General features: G+C 42.1%; 29 protein-coding genes and 2 riboswitches. All 29 genes read left to right on the top strand.

The annotated features are described in order from the left end of the window. Positions 1-2 precede the first annotated feature (2 nt). The 29 genes from ACVHUV_RS14320 to gcvT all read left to right on the top strand — a co-directional run bounded on the left by ACVHUV_RS14320 (position 3) and on the right by gcvT (position 17902). Positions 3-659 carry a LysM peptidoglycan-binding domain-containing protein gene (locus ACVHUV_RS14320; RefSeq protein WP_462085050.1) on the top strand — a complete coding sequence of 219 codons (657 nt, stop codon included), beginning with the start codon at positions 3-5 and terminating at the stop codon, positions 657-659. Beyond that, a complete protein-coding gene (locus ACVHUV_RS14315; protein ID WP_462085049.1) occupies positions 656-1717 on the top strand; it encodes an XkdQ/YqbQ family protein in 1062 nt (353 codons plus the stop codon). The genes ACVHUV_RS14320 and ACVHUV_RS14315 overlap by 4 nt, the downstream gene beginning before the upstream one ends. Positions 1718-1719: 2 nt before the next feature. Further along, entirely contained in the window at positions 1720-2046 is a 327-nt protein-coding gene (locus ACVHUV_RS14310) for a hypothetical protein (protein WP_462085048.1), read from the top strand. A gap of 3 nt (positions 2047-2049) precedes the next feature. Beyond that, complete coding sequence (locus ACVHUV_RS14305) at positions 2050-2520, top strand: DUF2634 domain-containing protein (RefSeq protein ID WP_462085047.1); 471 nt, start codon at positions 2050-2052, stop codon at positions 2518-2520. Then, entirely contained in the window at positions 2498-3607 is a 1110-nt protein-coding gene (locus tag ACVHUV_RS14300) for a baseplate J/gp47 family protein (RefSeq protein WP_462085046.1), read from the top strand. Before ACVHUV_RS14305 ends, ACVHUV_RS14300 begins: the two co-directional genes overlap by 23 nt. Then, entirely contained in the window at positions 3597-4460 is an 864-nt protein-coding gene (locus tag ACVHUV_RS14295; RefSeq protein WP_462085045.1) for a putative phage tail protein, read from the top strand. Before ACVHUV_RS14300 ends, ACVHUV_RS14295 begins: the two co-directional genes overlap by 11 nt. Further along, positions 4460-4762 (top strand): hypothetical protein, encoded by a 303-nt coding sequence (locus ACVHUV_RS14290; protein WP_462085044.1) that lies wholly within the window; start codon positions 4460-4462, stop codon positions 4760-4762. The genes ACVHUV_RS14295 and ACVHUV_RS14290 overlap by 1 nt, the downstream gene beginning before the upstream one ends. 1 nt (position 4763) lies before the next feature. Beyond that, positions 4764-5252, top strand: coding sequence for a signal transduction protein (locus ACVHUV_RS14285; RefSeq protein ID WP_462085043.1), 489 nt, complete (start codon positions 4764-4766; stop codon positions 5250-5252). 20 nt (positions 5253-5272) lie between these two features. After that, the gene (locus ACVHUV_RS14280; protein WP_462085042.1) at positions 5273-5653 is read left to right on the top strand and encodes an AAA family ATPase; all 381 of its coding nucleotides are present in this window, start codon (positions 5273-5275) and stop codon (positions 5651-5653) included. Then, complete coding sequence (locus tag ACVHUV_RS14275) at positions 5653-6657, top strand: formylglycine-generating enzyme family protein (protein WP_462085041.1); 1005 nt, start codon at positions 5653-5655, stop codon at positions 6655-6657. Before ACVHUV_RS14280 ends, ACVHUV_RS14275 begins: the two co-directional genes overlap by 1 nt. Positions 6658-6722: 65 nt before the next feature. Then, complete coding sequence (avd, locus tag ACVHUV_RS14270; RefSeq protein WP_462085040.1) at positions 6723-7070, top strand: diversity-generating retroelement protein Avd; 348 nt, start codon at positions 6723-6725, stop codon at positions 7068-7070. 228 nt (positions 7071-7298) lie between these two features. After that, positions 7299-7646: a diversity-generating retroelement protein Avd gene (gene avd, locus ACVHUV_RS14265; RefSeq protein ID WP_462085040.1), complete on the top strand. Its 348-nt coding sequence runs from the start codon at positions 7299-7301 to the stop codon at positions 7644-7646. A 325-nt stretch (positions 7647-7971) separates the two neighbouring features. Further along, positions 7972-9078, top strand: a complete 1107-nt coding sequence (locus tag ACVHUV_RS14260) for a reverse transcriptase domain-containing protein (RefSeq protein ID WP_462085039.1) — start codon at positions 7972-7974, stop codon at positions 9076-9078. 1 nt (position 9079) lies between these two features. Further along, the gene (locus ACVHUV_RS14255) at positions 9080-9271 is read left to right on the top strand and encodes a hypothetical protein (protein ID WP_462085038.1); all 192 of its coding nucleotides are present in this window, start codon (positions 9080-9082) and stop codon (positions 9269-9271) included. A gap of 104 nt (positions 9272-9375) precedes the next feature. Continuing rightward, complete coding sequence (locus ACVHUV_RS14250) at positions 9376-9918, top strand: phage holin family protein (protein WP_462086919.1); 543 nt, start codon at positions 9376-9378, stop codon at positions 9916-9918. After that, complete coding sequence (locus ACVHUV_RS14245; protein WP_462085037.1) at positions 9896-10159, top strand: phage holin; 264 nt, start codon at positions 9896-9898, stop codon at positions 10157-10159. The genes ACVHUV_RS14250 and ACVHUV_RS14245 overlap by 23 nt, the downstream gene beginning before the upstream one ends. A 5-nt stretch (positions 10160-10164) precedes the next feature. Beyond that, positions 10165-10959, top strand: coding sequence for an N-acetylmuramoyl-L-alanine amidase family protein (locus tag ACVHUV_RS14240; RefSeq protein WP_462085036.1), 795 nt, complete (start codon positions 10165-10167; stop codon positions 10957-10959). A 698-nt stretch (positions 10960-11657) separates the two neighbouring features. Beyond that, positions 11658-12557 (top strand): ATP-binding protein, encoded by a 900-nt coding sequence (locus ACVHUV_RS14235; protein ID WP_462085035.1) that lies wholly within the window; start codon positions 11658-11660, stop codon positions 12555-12557. Further along, complete coding sequence (locus ACVHUV_RS14230; protein WP_462085034.1) at positions 12551-12862, top strand: STAS-like domain-containing protein; 312 nt, start codon at positions 12551-12553, stop codon at positions 12860-12862. Before ACVHUV_RS14235 ends, ACVHUV_RS14230 begins: the two co-directional genes overlap by 7 nt. Positions 12863-12954: 92 nt before the next feature. Beyond that, positions 12955-13176, top strand: coding sequence for a transcriptional regulator (locus ACVHUV_RS14225; protein WP_462085033.1), 222 nt, complete (start codon positions 12955-12957; stop codon positions 13174-13176). Next, a complete protein-coding gene (locus ACVHUV_RS14220) occupies positions 13176-13520 on the top strand; it encodes a YolD-like family protein (protein ID WP_462085032.1) in 345 nt (114 codons plus the stop codon). The genes ACVHUV_RS14225 and ACVHUV_RS14220 overlap by 1 nt, the downstream gene beginning before the upstream one ends. Before the next feature lie 100 nt (positions 13521-13620). After that, positions 13621-13893, top strand: coding sequence for a hypothetical protein (locus ACVHUV_RS14215; RefSeq protein ID WP_462085031.1), 273 nt, complete (start codon positions 13621-13623; stop codon positions 13891-13893). 285 nt (positions 13894-14178) lie between these two features. Beyond that, entirely contained in the window at positions 14179-14463 is a 285-nt protein-coding gene (gene comGC, locus ACVHUV_RS14210; protein WP_462085030.1) for a competence type IV pilus major pilin ComGC, read from the top strand. Further along, entirely contained in the window at positions 14429-14893 is a 465-nt protein-coding gene (comGD, locus tag ACVHUV_RS14205; protein ID WP_462085029.1) for a competence type IV pilus minor pilin ComGD, read from the top strand. Before comGC ends, comGD begins: the two co-directional genes overlap by 35 nt. Further along, a complete protein-coding gene (locus tag ACVHUV_RS14200) occupies positions 14883-15185 on the top strand; it encodes a hypothetical protein (protein ID WP_462085028.1) in 303 nt (100 codons plus the stop codon). Before comGD ends, ACVHUV_RS14200 begins: the two co-directional genes overlap by 11 nt. Then, positions 15170-15619: a competence type IV pilus minor pilin ComGF gene (gene comGF / locus ACVHUV_RS14195; protein ID WP_462085027.1), complete on the top strand. Its 450-nt coding sequence runs from the start codon at positions 15170-15172 to the stop codon at positions 15617-15619. Before ACVHUV_RS14200 ends, comGF begins: the two co-directional genes overlap by 16 nt. Continuing rightward, positions 15600-15779 carry a hypothetical protein gene (locus ACVHUV_RS14190; protein WP_317942039.1) on the top strand — a complete coding sequence of 60 codons (180 nt, stop codon included), beginning with the start codon at positions 15600-15602 and terminating at the stop codon, positions 15777-15779. The genes comGF and ACVHUV_RS14190 overlap by 20 nt, the downstream gene beginning before the upstream one ends. Before the next feature lie 4 nt (positions 15780-15783). Continuing rightward, on the top strand, positions 15784-16296 hold the full coding sequence (locus ACVHUV_RS14185; RefSeq protein WP_462085026.1) for a shikimate kinase: 513 nt from the start codon (positions 15784-15786) through the stop codon (positions 16294-16296). 277 nt (positions 16297-16573) lie between these two features. After that, positions 16574-16665: riboswitch (glycine riboswitch) on the top strand. 1 nt (position 16666) lies between these two features. Continuing rightward, positions 16667-16745: riboswitch (glycine riboswitch) on the top strand. 50 nt (positions 16746-16795) lie between these two features. After that, on the top strand, positions 16796-17902 hold the full coding sequence (gcvT, locus tag ACVHUV_RS14180; RefSeq protein WP_462085025.1) for a glycine cleavage system aminomethyltransferase GcvT: 1107 nt from the start codon (positions 16796-16798) through the stop codon (positions 17900-17902). Positions 17903-17927: the final 25 nt, after the last annotated feature.

The raw sequence follows: 17927 nt of genomic DNA, 5'->3' as shown, positions 1-17927 counted from the left end.
AAGTGAAATTTTCGTTCGTTGATCCAGTAAATAACAAAGCACTTGTGCTTCCTGTTCCTCCTGAGCGCATGCAGGTGAAGATAGGAACGAAACTCCTCGTATACGATCCTATTGCATTAGGTACAATCGAGTTGCCTAGAGGTCGACTACCTATTAAATTCACCTTGGAAGGCATGCTGCCAGGCAATCTTCAAACTGCAATACCTAATCGAGAAAACGATCTACCTCCTAACGAAGTAATTCGAGTCATTAGGGAATGGTCTGAAGCCAAAGGTTCAACAGGAAAAAAATTAAGGTTCATCGTAACTGATTCTGACTGGAACATACCCATCTTTTTGTCCACCTTCGAACCAAGTGAACCGAATGGTTTTGGTGATATTCGCTACACGCTGTCCCTTACTGAGTTCCGAGATTTTACAGTGAAAGAAGTAAAGCCAAACACACCAAGCAAAAAGAGTTCACGAGATACAAAACCAAAACCCAAAACTTATACGGTTAAGAAAGGCGATACACTGTGGAGCATCGCCCGTAGATTTACAGGGGCAGGGATAAAGTGGACAGCGCTTTGGAACCTCAATAAAGGAAAGTTAAGAAGCGGCAACCCAGATCGGATATACGTTGGAGAAGTCCTTACAATACCTCCGGGGTGGCTGAAATGATTGACTTAACAAAGGTTGATTACAAATTGACACTACTGCCACCTAACGGCTCTAAAATCGACATAACGAGTCTAGTTGATTCATGTTCGCATGATGAGATGGATGGTGAAATGGCGGCAAAAATTACCGTCCGGATGAAAAATGTGAAACGTGCTGATGGGTGGATTCATCAGCACGTTTTTTTGGATAAGCGACTCATCTTAGAAGCAACTGACGGGAATGGCTGGAAGGAAATTTTTAGAGGGTCAGTAAAGCGTTGGAAGACCATCGCGCATGACCACACAGTAGAATTTACAGCATATGATCCGTCATTCAATGCAATGATTTCAAAAGAACACTATTTCTTTCCTGCTGGTATGTCAGCGAGCGGAAGCATTCGTCAAATTGCCAAAGAGCAAGGTATACCTCTTGGAAGAATAGACGGCCCCAATACGCCGTTAGCCAGGAAAATGTATAACGGTTATATCGGAGATACGATTGGCGAGCGACTTAAAGAGGCAAGGCAAAAGGGTGGCGGGAATTTCATACCTCGGTCTACACAAGGCAAGTTCGAAGTTGTGAAAGAGGGGACAAACAAAAAAATCTATGAACTTACCGATTTAACGGTTGACAGTAGTTCTGATGAAAGAAGCATTGAAAATCTAGTGACGAAAGTGAAAGTTTACGGCAACGAGCCTAAACCGAAGCCAAAGAAAAAGAAGAAGTTGGCAAAAGGCGAAAAGCGCGAAAAGACAATTACGAAACCGGTGAACAATGACAAGCGCCCCGCAATCAGCTCTACTGTGACAGGAAACACAAACTATGGTGTGATACAAGACATCCTCTACAGTTCAAACTTCGACAGTATGTCCGCTGCCAAAAAGGCTGCACAGCTATTACTGAAAGAGAAGGGTGTTCCAGAAATTAATCGTCCGCTCACTCATCCGGATATTCCTTGGATTAGAAAAGGGGACTTAATAAAGATTAATTCCGGGACGATTAACGGTAATTGCATTGTAGAAAGTGTTTCAAGGAATACACAGTCCCGAATGATGACATTAAAACTGAGAGGGGGATGAGCATGGCGAGATATCCATTTGTTAATGAGTTAGCAGGTATATTAAACGATACATCAAAAAGCGCGGCGAACAACGCCATTCGATTTCCCGTGTTAGGTACCCTGGACGGCGATTTAAATTTACTGATTGATGGATTTAATCGCCCGATACCCGAAAAAGAGTATGAGGTATTAGAACCGGTAATTAATCTGTTTCAACAGCCGGACGCAGAATACGACACCTTTGTGCAGGATTATCGATTGGAGTTATTGCTAAGACCTGGTGATCGCGTGCTTTGTGTCCCGATAGAAGATGGCCACACATTTGTTGTCGTAGGGCAGGTGATGTAAGTGGTGAATCAACTCTATCCATCGTTTGACGCCCCAGATTTGATGGCAGATGAAGAAGTCGAAACCTTGCAAGAAGTTTACGCTTATAAATTTGATTATGCCAACCAGCAATTAGTTGTTACAGGAACAGGCAAGGCGGTAAAAGGTAATCCTATCGATGCATATCGTTTTTGGGCAATCAAATGCTGCTTGACCGAACGCTACAAATACCCAGCATACACAGATGATTTCGGAGTAGAGTTTGAGCGGATTGCGACATCAGACTACCCGCGACCCATTGCAGAGAGCGAGATAAGGAGAACAATTGTAGAATCTCTTATGGTCGATGAACGAACTGTTTCAGTCGATGCTTTTACGTTTGATTGGCAAGGTGATTCCTGTTGGATTAGCTTTAAACTCGAGAGCGTGTACAGTACAGACTATGTCGAAATACAAAGGGGAGGTGAGCTGAGTGGAAGAATTCTTGCTGCCTGAGCATTTGAGAGCAACCGAAGAAGAAACGCACGAAGCGATGATTCGTATGGCGCCACCAAACATAGATACATCGGAAGGTGGTATGTACTGGGATCACACTAAACCTACAGCCATGGTCAAATCACGATTAGTTGAATATGAGCTAACGTTGACTGTCATGATGATGTTCCCGCAGTTTGCGACTGGTAAGTATCTTGAATGGCACGGCGAACCAATTGGCGTTGTACGGAAACCAGCATCGCATTCGATTGGTCATGTTACATTTGTCGGAACAAACGGTACGACAATCCCGCGGGGAACTGTGGTAATGACCGCAGGTGGGGAAGATGAAGAGGCACAACGGTTCGTGACGGCGGATGAAGGTGTTATTGACGTGTCGGGCTCAGTCATACTTCCAATTACATCCCTCTCGACAGGCGTTATTGCAAATGTACCAGCGGGATCTATACGTTACCTTGAAAGTGGTATCGAGGGAATATCAGACTTGATAAACAACGAACCTACAAAAGACGGTCTTGATTCAGAGAGCGATGAGTCTCTAAGGGGAAGAATATTACAACGAAATCAAAACAAGCCTTTGAGCGGTTCGCGCGGAGACTATGAACGATGGGCGAAAGAAGTTCCAGGAGTCGGTGATGCAACTGCTATACCGCTTTGGGACGGAGAAGGCACTGTTAAGGTATTAGTGACTGATTCTGAAAACAGAATTGCTAGTCCTGAGCTTATCACTGCAGTGAAGAATTACATTGATCCGATCGACGGAATGGGAGAGGGTGTTGCTCCGATAGGCTCAATTGTCACCGTTGACACTTTGACACCAATTTTACTTTATCTGAAGATGTCGCTAACTGTCGCGGAAGGATTTGAAACGCTAAAAGTACTTGATGATGTTAAATCAAATATCAATAAATATTTAGCTGACAAATTATTAGTACAATACGCTAAAGTTGGATCCCTCATCATTAATACTAACGGTGTATCTGATTACGACAATTTATTGATTAACAGCAACACCGAAAATATCCCTTTAAAGATTGGAGAACGGGCGATTGTTGAAAGTATCGAGGTGATTGGAAGTGCTTCCTAATATCACGACTGAAGTCGGTCGTGACATGTTTAACTCTGTCACTCCGATTTACAATAACGATGATACATCGCTAGCGATTTTTGAAGCAAATGGTCGAGCCATGCAAGAGATTAACGATGTTATAGTAAACCTAAAACGTGAAATGTACCCCCAAAACGCAACGTGGACAGTTGGTTTTTGGGAAGATCTTTTAGGAATCGATAACTCTTCGGAGAATTTAACAATTGAACAAAGAGTACACAAAATACTTTTTGAGATAAATAAATACTTTCCTATAACAAGAAACCGAATGCGTTCAATCGTTAATAGTTACGTTCCTGATCGTAGTGCAGAAGTGAGGGAGGTAAATAGGAAATATAGATTTCACATCATTCTACCTGCAGGGACGCCGTTGAAAAAAGCGGTGTTCGAGGCTGTCGAAGATACCAAACCCGCTCATCAAAAAGCAATCTACTACATTAAGTTAAATGGAAAACTGCATCTGTTAGACTCTGAAAAAATGTCGATTGCACCTGTTGTCCGATTCCTTCCCGACAACGGAAAAGGTCTCGCAATACAAAAGCAATTACCTGTTGTCCTCTTAACTCAAAATGGAACTCACAAGGCGATCCCCTCCAGTGGATTAAGAGCAGGACCTTTCAATGTTACGCCATCTATAGGTCGCGTTGAGGTGTCAGATGTCCTTGCAGAAGTTGCGAACCAATCCGGCTTAGGGATTTTCGGGAAAATAGCAATGAAAACGGAACAGAAATCATATTCACAAAACGCCGCAATGGGATTAGGTATAGTAGAAAGAAAGGGTTCCCATCGACCTAATGCTTGCGGAACAATTCGGTCAGGAGGGGTCAGTTAATGGCAGTTATAACAGCGTACATGTTGTCAGATTTAGCGAAATACATTGATCAAAAAGTTGCTTCTGCCGACTATACAATCGGAGGAACAACAAGGAATATCGCGATTAGGAGAAGCATTGTATCCGATAATACAGTGAAAAAACATGTATACCTTACTACAAAAGATCCAGTAGGAACCGTCACACGAGTACGTCTTAAAGATAAGGATGGGAACATTTTAGCTCAATTGACAGGTTCTGAGGTACATGAAAAAAACACAGGTAGATTGTTTGAATTTAGTTTTTCTGTAAAGGAGGGATAACATGCGAAAAGACTATGATCGCACGTTGTGGGAAGACAGGGTGATCAACGATCAAACAGGCCTCGTAATGGTCGAAGGTACACCAGTAGATGAAACGAACATGAACAACATCGAAGACGGGATTCAATTGTCTCACTTGGACATCGGCCTCGTTACTCAATTAGCTTTGCATTTTGCTCGATTAAACGGACAAGAGCTGGAAAAGTACAAAAAACAAAGAATTTTGCAAGGCTCAGGAACAATTACAAGCGAAAACACGAATGGTTATTTCCGTTCGGCGGATCCGTTTACGCAAATTGGATTAAGCGGCTTCGCACAACTGAACGCGCCGAATTATGATGTGCAACTCAGTATTGTGAGTGGAGATGCTGGTCTCGTTGGAAATTTAGAAGTGTACGACAAAACGCAAAACGGATTTAAAGTAAGGATGACGGGCTCGGCAAAGTCGGTCTCTTTTATATGGACTTTAATTAATCCAAACGCGGCATAAAATTGAAGGGGTGAATCCTGTTGATTATTACGAATGTTAATGAAGGTAGGAAAGTAAAGTTTAACCTTTCTGGTAAAGTGTTATTCATCGACAACAAGGTTTCCATCAACCTTGAATCAAAGCAAAGAGACGTGCAACATGTTGTTGACGTTTGCCTAGACAATCAATTGAAAACAATGCGCGAGGGCTTAGGGGCTTGGTATGTGGCGACGATTGTCATTCCGGCGCGCCAATACGAAATGGTGCCAGATGGTGAGGACACAGAAGGTAATATGCAGTATAAACGAGTGGTGCGTCCTCTTGATGTGACACAAGTGGAATTACGCTTGTGGGCATTACCGGAAGGATACGGAGAAGAAATACCCGCAGAACAGCCAGTTGAAGAAGGGGGAGCACTATAATGCCATTTTTGCTATCAGTTAAAGACACATATCGACAAGCGGTAGAAGCCGCGACAGGCGGACGGAACACGGTGATGTACGATGACAAGGGGAATCCATCAGTTATGGTGTGGGTGCCACGCTTTAACCTTGCTGATGTCATCGACGGTGCGCCTAACACTCCGCATCCGGCATTTATCGTTGATGGCGTTGTTAAGGATGGCATTTGGATTTCCAAATATCAGAACGTCATTCATGATGGCCGTGCATACTCGTTACCAGGACAAGCAGTTGCGCACTCGATTAACTGGGATAATTCGAAAGCGGCTTGTGAATTGAAGGGTCCGGGTTGGCACATGATGACCAATGCGGAATGGGCTGCAATCGCTTTATGGTCGAAGAAGAACGGTACGATGCCACGTGGAAATAACAATTATGGACGCGATCATGCGGCAGCTCATGAGACGGCCATTACAGATACAAAAGATGGTGATGGCCGGACGCTAAAGACACTTTCAGGAACAGGTCCAGCTACATGGAGTCATGACCATACGCCTGCCGGTATTTTTGACTTGAACGGCAACGTTATTGAATGGGTTGATGGCCTGCGAATCGAAGAAGGGCAAATTTATGTCCATAAAGACAATAATTTTAGAACTCCGAAAGACGATTTGGCACAGTGGATTGCAACTGGTGCCTTTTTTGATGTCGAAGGGGGCGGAATGGTCCTAAATAATCGCCGGGTCACAGAAATGACTGCGGGGATGGGACGCACAATCGAAACGATGAAGGGCGCAGCAGGCTACACCGTTCCAGAGTTAATCAAATATCACGCACTTGCTCCTGCGGATGCTGAATCGCATGGTGGAGATTACATCTACGCCGACAACCGCGGTTCTCGCTTCGTGTATCGTGGTGGCTTTTACACGTCTGGCTCTTCTGCTGGTGTGTTCTTCGCGGATGGCTTCCTCCCTCGCTCGTATGTGTCTTCGAACATCGGCTTCCGTTCCGCGTACGTGGACTGAAATCTGTGAACTGTGTTCTGAAAGGACTCGCGATAGCGGGTCCTCGCATTTAAGGGGGATATTCGTTGTCGAAATATGAAGATTTGAAAATACTTCAAAAAACCTATGACATGATCGAGTACGGGTATTCAGCTTTGCGTCAATTTCCGAAGTCGGAGCGGCACACGCTTGCAGCAGAAATCAAACGCAGTATGTATGAATTACTTCGGCTGATCATTAGGGCGAATAAGAAATACTTCAAAAAAACGACGTTGCAAGACATTGATATCGAGCTTGACAATCTCCGTCATCTTATCCGATTGGCACAAGGACTCGGATTCCTTCCGTTTCGAAAATACGAAACATGGTCCAAGTTGCTGAATGAAATCGGCAAGATGCTCGGCGGCTGGATAAAGTCTACATCATCTAAATAGCTTCATGGGGAGTCAGTCAATTTTGTGAATCGGTTCTCGCTTCGTGTATCGTGGTGGCTTTTACACGTCTGGCTCTTCTGCTGGTGTGTTCTTCGCGGATGGCTTCCTCCCTCGCTCGTATGTGTCTTCGAACATCGGCTTCCGTTCCGCGTACGTGGACTGAAATCTGTGAACTGTGTTCTGAAAGGACTCGCGATAGCGGGTCCTCGCATTTAAGGGGGATATTCGTTGTCGAAATATGAAGATTTGAAAATACTTCAAAAAACCTATGACATGATCGAGTACGGGTATTCAGCTTTGCGTCAATTTCCGAAGTCGGAGCGGCACACGCTTGCAGCAGAAATCAAACGCAGTATGTATGAATTACTTCGGCTGATCATTAGGGCGAATAAGAAATACTTCAAAAAAACGACGTTGCAAGACATTGATATCGAGCTTGACAATCTCCGTCATCTTATCCGATTGGCACAAGGACTCGGATTCCTTCCGTTTCGAAAATACGAAACATGGTCCAAGTTGCTGAATGAAATCGGCAAGATGCTCGGCGGCTGGATAAAGTCTACATCATCTAAATAGCTTCATGGGGAGTCAGTCAATTTTGTGAATCGGTTCTCGCTTCGTGTATCGTGGTGGCAATTACACGAATGGCTCGAATGCTGGTGTGTTCTACGCGAATGGCAACAACCCTCGCACGAATGTGAATTCGAACATCGGCTTCCGTTCCGCGGTTCTCCCGTCCCGAAGCATCGGGCGCATAGCGCTCCATGACAGCGACGAGGAAAACGGATTGGCTTCCCCGGCATGGCGCCGAAACATTTATTGCGGCTAATCAGTTAGTAGCATATAGCGAAAGGTGATACGTGTCCGCACTCCTTTAAAAAGAGAGAAAAGGGGTCAGGCATTGAAAAGAATTGCTGGGTTATATGAAAAAATACATGATTATGAAAATCTGTTTCAAGCTTACTTGAATGCAAGGAAAGACAAGCGTTATCGACACGATGTATTGCGTTTCTCGCACAACTTGGAGTCGAACTTGATACAACTTCAAAAGGAGTTGATCGAGGGGACATACCAGATTAGTAAGCATCGGGAGTTTTTCGTGTTTTCTCCAAAAAAGAGATTGATCATGGCGCTTCCGTTCCGTGATAGGGTGTTACAGTGGGCGGTCTATCAGATCATCGAGCCTATATTGAATAAACGATTCCATGAGCATTCATACGCTTGTCGTAAAGGAAAAGGTGCTCACCAAGCTGTGAAAGTCGTTCAAAACGATTTACGTAAATTAGAGCGACAGCCAGGCAAGACGTATTATTTGAAAATGGATATCAGTAAATTCTTCTACCGAGTGGACCACGAAGTCGAAAACAGGATTTATAGAAGAATTTTCAAAGATGAACGGCTTCTGAATCTGTTGAACATCATACGTCAAGCGAATGGTGAAAAGTTTGGTATTCCCTTAGGTGATCACTTCTATGAACAGGAACGTGTCGACGGCATCGGCATGGCGATTGGTGATTTGTTATCACAGTTACGAGCCGGTGTTTATTTGAATGTCGCAGATCAGTTCATCAAACATGAAATGCGTGTCAAAAAGTTGTATCGCTACATGGATGATTTTCTTATTGTCGGTAAATGTAAAAAGGAACTGCGGTCAATTCTTGAAGAAGTCGAGCTATTTCTCGGCTTTGAGTTAAAGCTACAGCTGAACAATAAAACTGTTATTGCGCCTGCTTCCGGTGGCATTGACTTTGTCGGTTATCGCATATGGACAACGCATATCAAGGTAAGGACAACAACTGCGAAGCGTATTACGCGCGCTTGCCGATACTTTGTCAAAGCGTTCTCACGCAGCCTTATGCGAGCCGAGGATGTGAGAGTTCGATTAATGAGCTTCTGGGGGATTATCAAGCATGCTGATGCAATCGGACTTTGGAAGAAGTTGCTGAAAATTATACGGCTAGTAAAGGTCGAAACGCACCCCGTCGTTTTATCGACTGGAGGTGTGTGAAGTGGATTTGTCGACATGCTTGGAGGGCGAAGGAGCAACAAAAGATTTGAAGCAATCTCTTCTGAATTTATACCAAGCACAAGAAGAATTGATTATCGCCCAACAAGAAGCCGTGATGTGCCTGTTAAATGAGAATATGGAGCAAGAAGTTATTATTGAAGCGTTGTTGAAAGGGACTGTCTGTTTAAAATGAACCTTTAATATAGAAGCTAGGACTATGTTGATTGTTATTTTGGCTAAAAAGAGAAAGGGAAGGGGGTACTTGAATGCAGAAGGGAGAGAGTACCGGTGACACGGATGGAAATGACAGGTATTAAAGGTATCGGAGCACTTGTGATAAGCTTCATTATTTATTTGATAGACGTAGTTAACGAAGCGGTTGTCGTCCTCGTGTTCTTTATGCTTCTTGACGTTGTTACTGGTCTTATGAGGTCATGGGTAACGAAGTCGTGGGATAGCACTATCGGCTTTGCTGGTGTCGTTAAAAAGTTAGGTGTATTTATTATGATTGGAATGGCTGCGGCAGTTGAGTATATGGTCATGTCGGTGGGGCAAGATCCCAATAGCTTGATAATCTTAGGTGTTACATCATTCTTTATTGTCAACGAAGGGTTATCTGTATTAGAAAATTGTGCGCAAATGGGACTGCCAATACCGGCAGTTCTTTTTAATGCATTGGAAAAAATGCATCGCGATCCATCAGGCAAGGATCATCGACTGGCCAGGCATCCAATGCTCGATCGAATCGATAAAAAAGAATTGCTAAAGGAAAACGAAGCTTTACATCGTCAATTAGTAAAAAGGGAGGAAAAAAAGGATGAAAATCAACTGGAAAGTTAGAGTAAAGAATAAGTATTTCTGGCTGGCAATGGTGCCAGCTTTTTTGTTGGTCGCACAGATTGTCGCAGGATGGTTTGGTTACGAGTTAGCAGCGGACGTTATTGGCGAAGAAGCTGCTGGGTTTATCAATGCGGTATTTGCTTTGTTTGTCATTTTGGGAGTCGTAGTAGACCCGACAACAGCTGGTATGGAGGATAGCGAACAGGCTATGCGGTACAAAGAGCCAAAAAGAAAGGGATGAAATAAATGATTAAAATAGCACTCGATGCAGGTCACGGAATTAACACGCCAGGCAAGCGCAGCCCCGATGATGAACGAGAGTGGTCATTTAATAATGTAGTACTGCTTGCTTGCATCGAACGGTTGTCTACGTACGAAGGCGTATATATCCGACGCCTTGACGATCCGACAGGTAAAACTGATGTATCGCTTAAAGCTCGCACGGATAAGGCTAACAGTTGGAAGGCTGATGTACTTGTTTCTATCCACCACAATGCATTAGCAGGCAGATGGCACAGCGGTGGAGGGGTTGAGACGTATATCCAGTCGGGTACGGCAAGCGCGGCATCTAAAGCTATCGCCAATGCAATCCATTCGCGCATCGTTCCCGCGATGGGGCTGCGTGACCGCGGTGTTAAATCTGCAAATTTCCACATGACACGTGAAACGAAGATGCCTGCAGTACTTACCGAAGCTGGATTCATGGACTCTCGAATTGATATTAAAGCAATGCGTGACTCTCCTAAACTTAAAGCTCAAGGATATGCCATTGCCGATGGGTTAGCAGCATACTTCAAGCTAAACAAAAAGGAAGGTGAAGTACAAGTGGCAAACGATAAAGGGAAAGCAACGTTAAATCTACCACAATGGCAAAAAACTGAGATGGCCAAGGTCTACAAACTAGCAAGAGAAAAAGGTGTATTCTCTTCAGCTGAACACGAGAAAAATGTCGTAGAAGGTAATATGACCTTTGACCAAGCCATGTTTTTGGCAACGTCAATTGCAGGTGCTGCATTAAATGGCGGGAAACGTGTAAAATAATTTTTGACTTGCAATAAAAATTAGTCAATGATAGTATTAATATACTTTCTCGTAAAATGTTCCCTAAAACATTAAAGTGTAGAAAGAGTAAAAGCGCCCCGTCCTTTATTGGATGTGGGCGCTTTTTTTATTTGTTTGAAAAATAGAAGGACTTCCTCATCAACTTGTCGAACTTAGCCAAAAGGGAGGGGATATTGTGATGAACAAAATGAGCAATGTTTATTGTTTGGAGTGTAATGAACAGTTCAGTCAGTCTGATGTAGAGTTGATGGAACCAGATGAGTTCCCAATATGTGATTTTTGTAGTTCTGATTTGTGTACTGTTAAAGTGAATTATGACGGTAGCCGAGATTTGTTGGAGTTTTTGACTGAAGAGATTAGTGGTTGCAAGTGTCCTGGATGTATAAAAAAGGGAATGAAACTGGATAACATTGTGTATGGTAGTCGTGTCTCTGGGTACGTAAATTGTGTTTCGTGCAACTCAATGTGGGTTCTCGACATACATATTGATTTTGTTTAAATTGCAGGACTTGTCCGAGTTTTTATTCTGTAATAATTTTTTCGATTTTAAGAAGGTATTTTCCTTTCTATGGAGAAGGGTATATTAGGGAGTTTATTTTTGTAATATGTGTCAAATCAATAATAGTTTATACGATTTAGAAACTCCTGAGACATAGAAATAAAAAGGGGAATAGACTATGGAAATTACTCTTCCGTACAGGCTCGATAGAAATTGCGTAAATGATTTAATGTCACAGGTTATCAATGATGATAAGTTACCGAAAAGTAATGAAATAACTTTTGACTTTTCTAGCCTAGGATTTATTGAGCCGGCTGGGATTACAACTTTAGGGAACTTGTTTGAATGGCTATATAAAAAGGGTACCGATACTAGTATAATGCTGCCGGAAGTTTACGGTCGGGCAAGATGGTGTCCTATTGAATACCTTGACGATTCTGAGTTTTTTTTAATGTATACCGGCGAGAAGCTCCGAGAAAACTCGCAGGTTAGATCAACCACGATTAAGTTACAAAAAGTTACTTATGAAAACAGCCACCAGTGGCTAGAAGTCAGTTTTATCCCTTGGCTTGCAATGTGCTTAGGGGTTAAAAAATCTACCCTAGGAAATATAGAAATGTGCATGGGTGAAATTTTTAATAACATCATAGATCATTCCTCTGAGAATATAGGATGTATTTATGCACAACATTTTCCAAACAAAAACAAAGTGACAATTAGTATTGCTGATTTTGGTATTGGAATACCAGAAAACATCCGTAAAATTAATTCTTCTGTGAACGATGGGGAAGCCTTAGAATTGGCCGTTGAACAAGGTGTTTCATCGAAAACCACTCCAAGAAATATGGGAGCAGGATTACACACGCTAGTAAGCAATGTGGTAAAAGGACTTAATGGAACAGTAAATATACATTCGGGATATGGAATATTGCAAACCTATTTTGGGGATGATAAGATTGAAATGTCGTCAAAAGTCTCTTCTGGGTTCTATCCTGGGACTTTTTTAGATATTAATATTGATACAAAGATATTACTAGAAGAGGACAAATACGAGGAAGAGGAGGAGTTCGTATGGTGATCAATGTCTTGGATCATGTAGAACGCTGTTACTCCAACGAAGATGGGAAAGTCATCTTAGATGTATTGAAAGTGGCCTTGAGACGTGGGGAGACAGTAGTGCTTTCGTTTAAAGGTGTTAATAGTTTAACATCAAGTTTTACAAACACAGCACTAATTGAGTTGATGAACACTTTTGGCTTCGATTACATTAAAAATCATCTTCGATTCATCAACACAAACAAATATATTAATGACATGATCAAAGAGCGTTTTGAATTTGAATCAAAACGTATTGTTAATGAAGAATTACTTGCTACTGTTTAACCTTGTAAAAGCATCTCTCACAGAGATGCTTTTCTTTTTCTTTACATAAGAACGCTTGTTCTGTATAATAAAATTATAGGAGGGGAACGAATGTGCGTAAAACATTGGAGAAGTCGGTAAGATTTGGCGAGTTATTGGATATGATGTATATGGCGAAGGATGGTTCTGTGAGCAAGCGAAGAGTCAAAGTGTTGCAGGTTGGGGAAGCGTCATTCCGTGCATATTGTCATCTAAGGAAGTCAAAGCGAACATTTAAAATCGACAACGTTTTGGCACTTGTTCCAATAACTCCAAAAGAAAGAAGGGCTATTTAATGAAGATAATAGGAGACATCAAAGATCGTGGCCGAATTAAATGGACGGCAATGATGCTGCCTGAGCACATAACGGAACTGAGAGACTGGATTGCAGAAGACGGATTAACAGAGGAGCCCGAATTAACTGAATGGGACTTAGAAGCAATCCAAGAAGAAAGCGAAAGAGCTTACAAGCGAAAATGTGAAACACTTATAAAGACGTGGGACGATGGCAAGATGATTCAACATCAGGGGATTGTTGATGGAATCGATTTACATAATAAATTCATCGTATTAGCCGATCCATTTGGTGACGAGCGAATTTCTGTAGAAAAAATAATATATGTACAGTGCATAGACTGACCACTCTCTGGAGTGGTTTTTTGTTTTGTTTAAAATATTAGAAAATAAAGAAGGTATTCCGCTCTATATGTCGAATGAAGGCATAAAGGGGTGAAAATGAATGAAGTCTAAGCTGGAAAAATTATTCGATGATGAAAGTTTTGGAACTGATGCGATTGATCACGAGCTTGGCATTATGATCAAAGATGGTGTACCAGTCGACTACCTGATTTTAAAGTTTAAGAAAAGATGGGATGTGTACCTTAATGTTTATGATGAAGGTATGCCACCATTTAGAAACATACTGGTAAAAGGCTCATCGAGAAATAAAGAAGTTGCTAAAAGTTTAGCAACCAGGAAGTTGGATAAGGAGTTTACGAATCCTGTTCATTAAAAAAATAACGAAAAAGCCACCGACTCAATAGAGTTTGTGGCTTTTTATCACTGTTTTAGAGAACTACATATAATAGAAGTTCTTTTTTGAATGTGGTTGCATACTTCTAAAACCACAATTCCAATAACGTATATGTGGTCTTTATTTTACACAACCACTATAAAAATCACGAAAGTGGAATACGACAGCAAGTGCTAGCAATTCAACTGTATGGAAAACCGTTGATGATATCATATTTTTAAACCTCAACACCACGACTGAAAATGCCTGAAAAAGCACTTTTAAATGATGATCGTCTTGCTTATCATTTCGGTATTGGTATTAATCGCCATACCGAACGTCACAAAGCACTCCAGTACAATTGATCAGAAAGGGTGCGAAGCTTTTATTAAGATGGCACAAGGGCAGTTACAAGCTTATTTGCTTGACCATAAAGATCCTATCAATGATATTTCAGTACTTGTAACAAATGGTTATTTGCCTGACAATAAATGCCCAGATGGTACAAGTGTTGCAATTGAGGATGGAAAAGTAGTTGCTGCACCAAATGCAGGCAATGGAAACAACTAATGAGAGAGGTTTTACCTTCCTTGAGTTGTTACTCGTCCTTAGCGTGGTAGGTATTGTATCCATGACGATTCTTTATGTTGGTAATCGTTGGTTTACTGAACAAAGTGAAAAGGAAGCTGTAGATGCTTTTATTGCCACCATCCACCACGCACAAGCCTATGCAATCGGCCATGAAACTGCTACTGCAGTAAGATTTAGGAATTCTGGAAAGTCCTATAGTTTATTTACCCCACATACAACGACATATTCGACAACGGATTTTCCCGCTGATATGAAATGGGTGGCAGGGGGGAATAGGATTAGTGCCATAGAATTCCAATCGAACGGACGGATTGCGAAACTTGGAACAATTATTTTGCGGACATCGACGGGAAATATACGGCTAACATTGCAATTGGAACATGGAAGGGTGTTTGTTTATGAGGAATGAAGATGGATATTCGTGGTCGGAATCAATCCTAGCCTTTGTCATCGTGGTAGTAATTTTTGGCACGCTTCTCCCGCTGTACGCAAATATGTCTGCACAGTTAGAGCGTAAAAAGAAAGAGATGCACGCTTCTGAAGCTGCTTATCATGCAGCAATTCTATACCGGTCGTATGGAATGACGCAGGGAATCGTAGCGATTGCAGACGTTACGTTTAATTGGCGTGTTACGGAGGATGCAATTTGCGTTTCGCACGCAGATGCTCAAAAGGAATTTTTGAAGTGTTTAGATGGTTAACGTTGAAGCAGGAGTCCGGCTATTCACTCATTGAATCGATTTTTCAATTAGTCATATTTTGTATATTTGTTCATTTTATCGTTCTTTTCTTTTTGTGGAAAACGCCTGTAGAGAGTAAGATGGCTGATTACTATGCGATTGAATGGGAGTTGTTCGCCATTGAGTTACAAGAGATGCTAGCAGAAGTTTCAACGTTTAATGTGTTGGTCGGTGACCGAGATATTGTATTCAAAACGAATAGAGGAGATATCGAAATCGGTCAGAGGGGAGCTGTAATTCGGAAGACGGTAAACCAACAAGGGTATGTTCCAATGTATACGAATGTTGCTCAAGTCATCTTTTCCCGCCACGATGAAGAGTTGCATATGGAAGTGACCATGTTGGATGGACGCATACGTGAGAGGAGATTTGCAATTGGACTCCGTCAGGAATGAAAGAGGTACAGTATTGGCTGCTGCGTTGCTTTTACTAGTTGCAGTGAGCCTTTTTCTATTTACACTCGTGTCGTGGCATAGTAATATATATAGAACTTTTGATTCGATTGAAATCTATTACGATAAGCAGGCAACAGAGACGATGAAGTTAGGAAGGTAATTCTATGAACAAGGTCTATTTAGTAGGATTCATGGGTAGTGGTAAAAGTGCAATCGGTAAGCGGCTTAGTACGTTGTTAGATATCCCTTTCTATGATATGGATGCAGAAATCGTTACAAGGACCGGAATGACAATCCCGCAAATTTTTGAAACGTATGGTGAACCAAAGTTCAGGGAAATGGAGACAGAATTCCTTCGTCAATTTCCTGATGAATTCTGCATTATCGCGACGGGTGGTGGAGTGGCTATGCGTGCGGAAAACAGGGAAATCATGCGGCAAACTGGATTAGTCTTTTACTTGAATTCAACATTTCGAGATATTTGGCGGCGTGTGTCCACCGATACGAATAGACCGATTGTACAACGGTCTTCTCGCGGAGACTTAGAAGCGCTCTTTCTAAAAAGGAAGCCGCTTTATTTACAAAGTGCTCACATACGAGTAGAAACGACGAATCGGTCTCTCAATGATATTACTCAATATATTGGGTTCCAAGTGTTGAGATTGAAGAATGGCTGAAAGGTGTAGATGGAAGAATGGCTGTTAACAGCCGCATACGTCAGAATGTTTTCTAGTGATCAACCTAACAAAAAAGAGGAAGTTCAATTAGCACATAAAAATATGTTCCTCCCCTTCATTAACGAACGATAAATATTTTATCGTTAATAATGTTCGTGTTTTAAACATTACTTGAAAAAGGATTGCGCTTACGTTTTTGAAATGTTAAGATATAAGGCGAAAGCATATGTTGTTGTCCGAATCTTAAACATTTTCATTGGAACGTAAATATGGGCGGATGATTGGATGGGGAGAGCACGCATAGGCGTCGCCGAAGGAGCAAGTAACGGAAGTTATGAATCTCTCAGGCAAAAAGACTCATTCAGGACGCATCTCTGGAGAGTGCCGAGAAGATCGGCCACCAACGAGGAAAGCCGTAAGGTCAAACTTTCAGGTACACGGACAGAGGTTCTCTTAGCGATAAGGGGATCTCTGTCTTTTTTTATTCAAATTAAGGAGGATGACGTCTGTGACAGAAATATTGAAACGAACCGCTCTTTTTGATACGTATCAACAATTTGGCGGGAAAACAATTGATTTTGGTGGATGGGAATTGCCTGTTCAATTCTCTAGCATCAAGGCTGAGCACGAGGCTGTAAGAACGAATGCGGGCTTATTTGATGTATCCCATATGGGTGAAGTGTTTGTAGAAGGTGAAGGGGCGCTTCCATTTTTACAAAAGTTAGTGACAAATGATGTTTCAAAATTGAAAGACGGTCAAGCGCAATACACTGCAATGTGCTATCCCGATGGTGGTACAGTTGACGATCTTCTCATTTATAAAAGAAAAGAAAACGACTATTTACTTGTCGTGAACGCTTCGAACATTGAAAAGGACGTTGCATGGATGAATGAACATGTAACAGAAGATGTCACAATTACTGATCGTTCAGATGAATACGGACTCATCGCTATTCAAGGGCCAAAAGCGCAGCAAGTTTTGCAAAAACTCACAAAAGAACCACTTGAAGACATTAAATTTTTCCGTTTTAAAGAAAATGTAGATGTTGCAGGGCACCAAGTCCTCGTTTCACGCACTGGTTATACAGGTGAAGACGGTTTTGAAATCTATGGAAACCATGAAGCGATTGTCGCCTTGTGGTCTACGATTTTAGAAGCAGGTTCTGAAGAAGGAGTCGTACCTGCTGGATTAGGTGCGCGTGACACGCTTCGGTTTGAGGCAGGATTACCGCTTTATGGACAAGAATTGTCAAAGGATATTTCACCATTGGAAGCAGGCATCGGCTTTGTGGTGAAGTTGAACAAAGAGGCTGATTTTAACGGAAAAGCTGCACTAGCTGCTCAGAAAGAGAATGGCGTCCCTCGAAAACTGATTGGTCTTGAAATGATTGATAAAGGCATTCCGCGGACGGGTTATAAAGTATTCATCGGTGAGCAAGAAGTTGGCGAAGTAACGACTGGTACCCAATCGCCTACCTTGAAGAAGAATATTGGTTTTGCGCTGTTGAACACGGAGCATGCCGCAGAAGGAACAGAAGTCGAAGTGGAGATTCGTAATAAGAGACTAAAGGCAGTTGTAATTTCCACGCCATTTTATAAACGATAATTGATAGTAGAGGAGAAGTGTTGAT

This window comes from Sporosarcina saromensis, assembly GCF_054901285.1.
The sequence above is the reverse complement of the archived record's forward strand: the minus strand, read 5'-3'. Positions and strand labels throughout refer to the sequence as shown.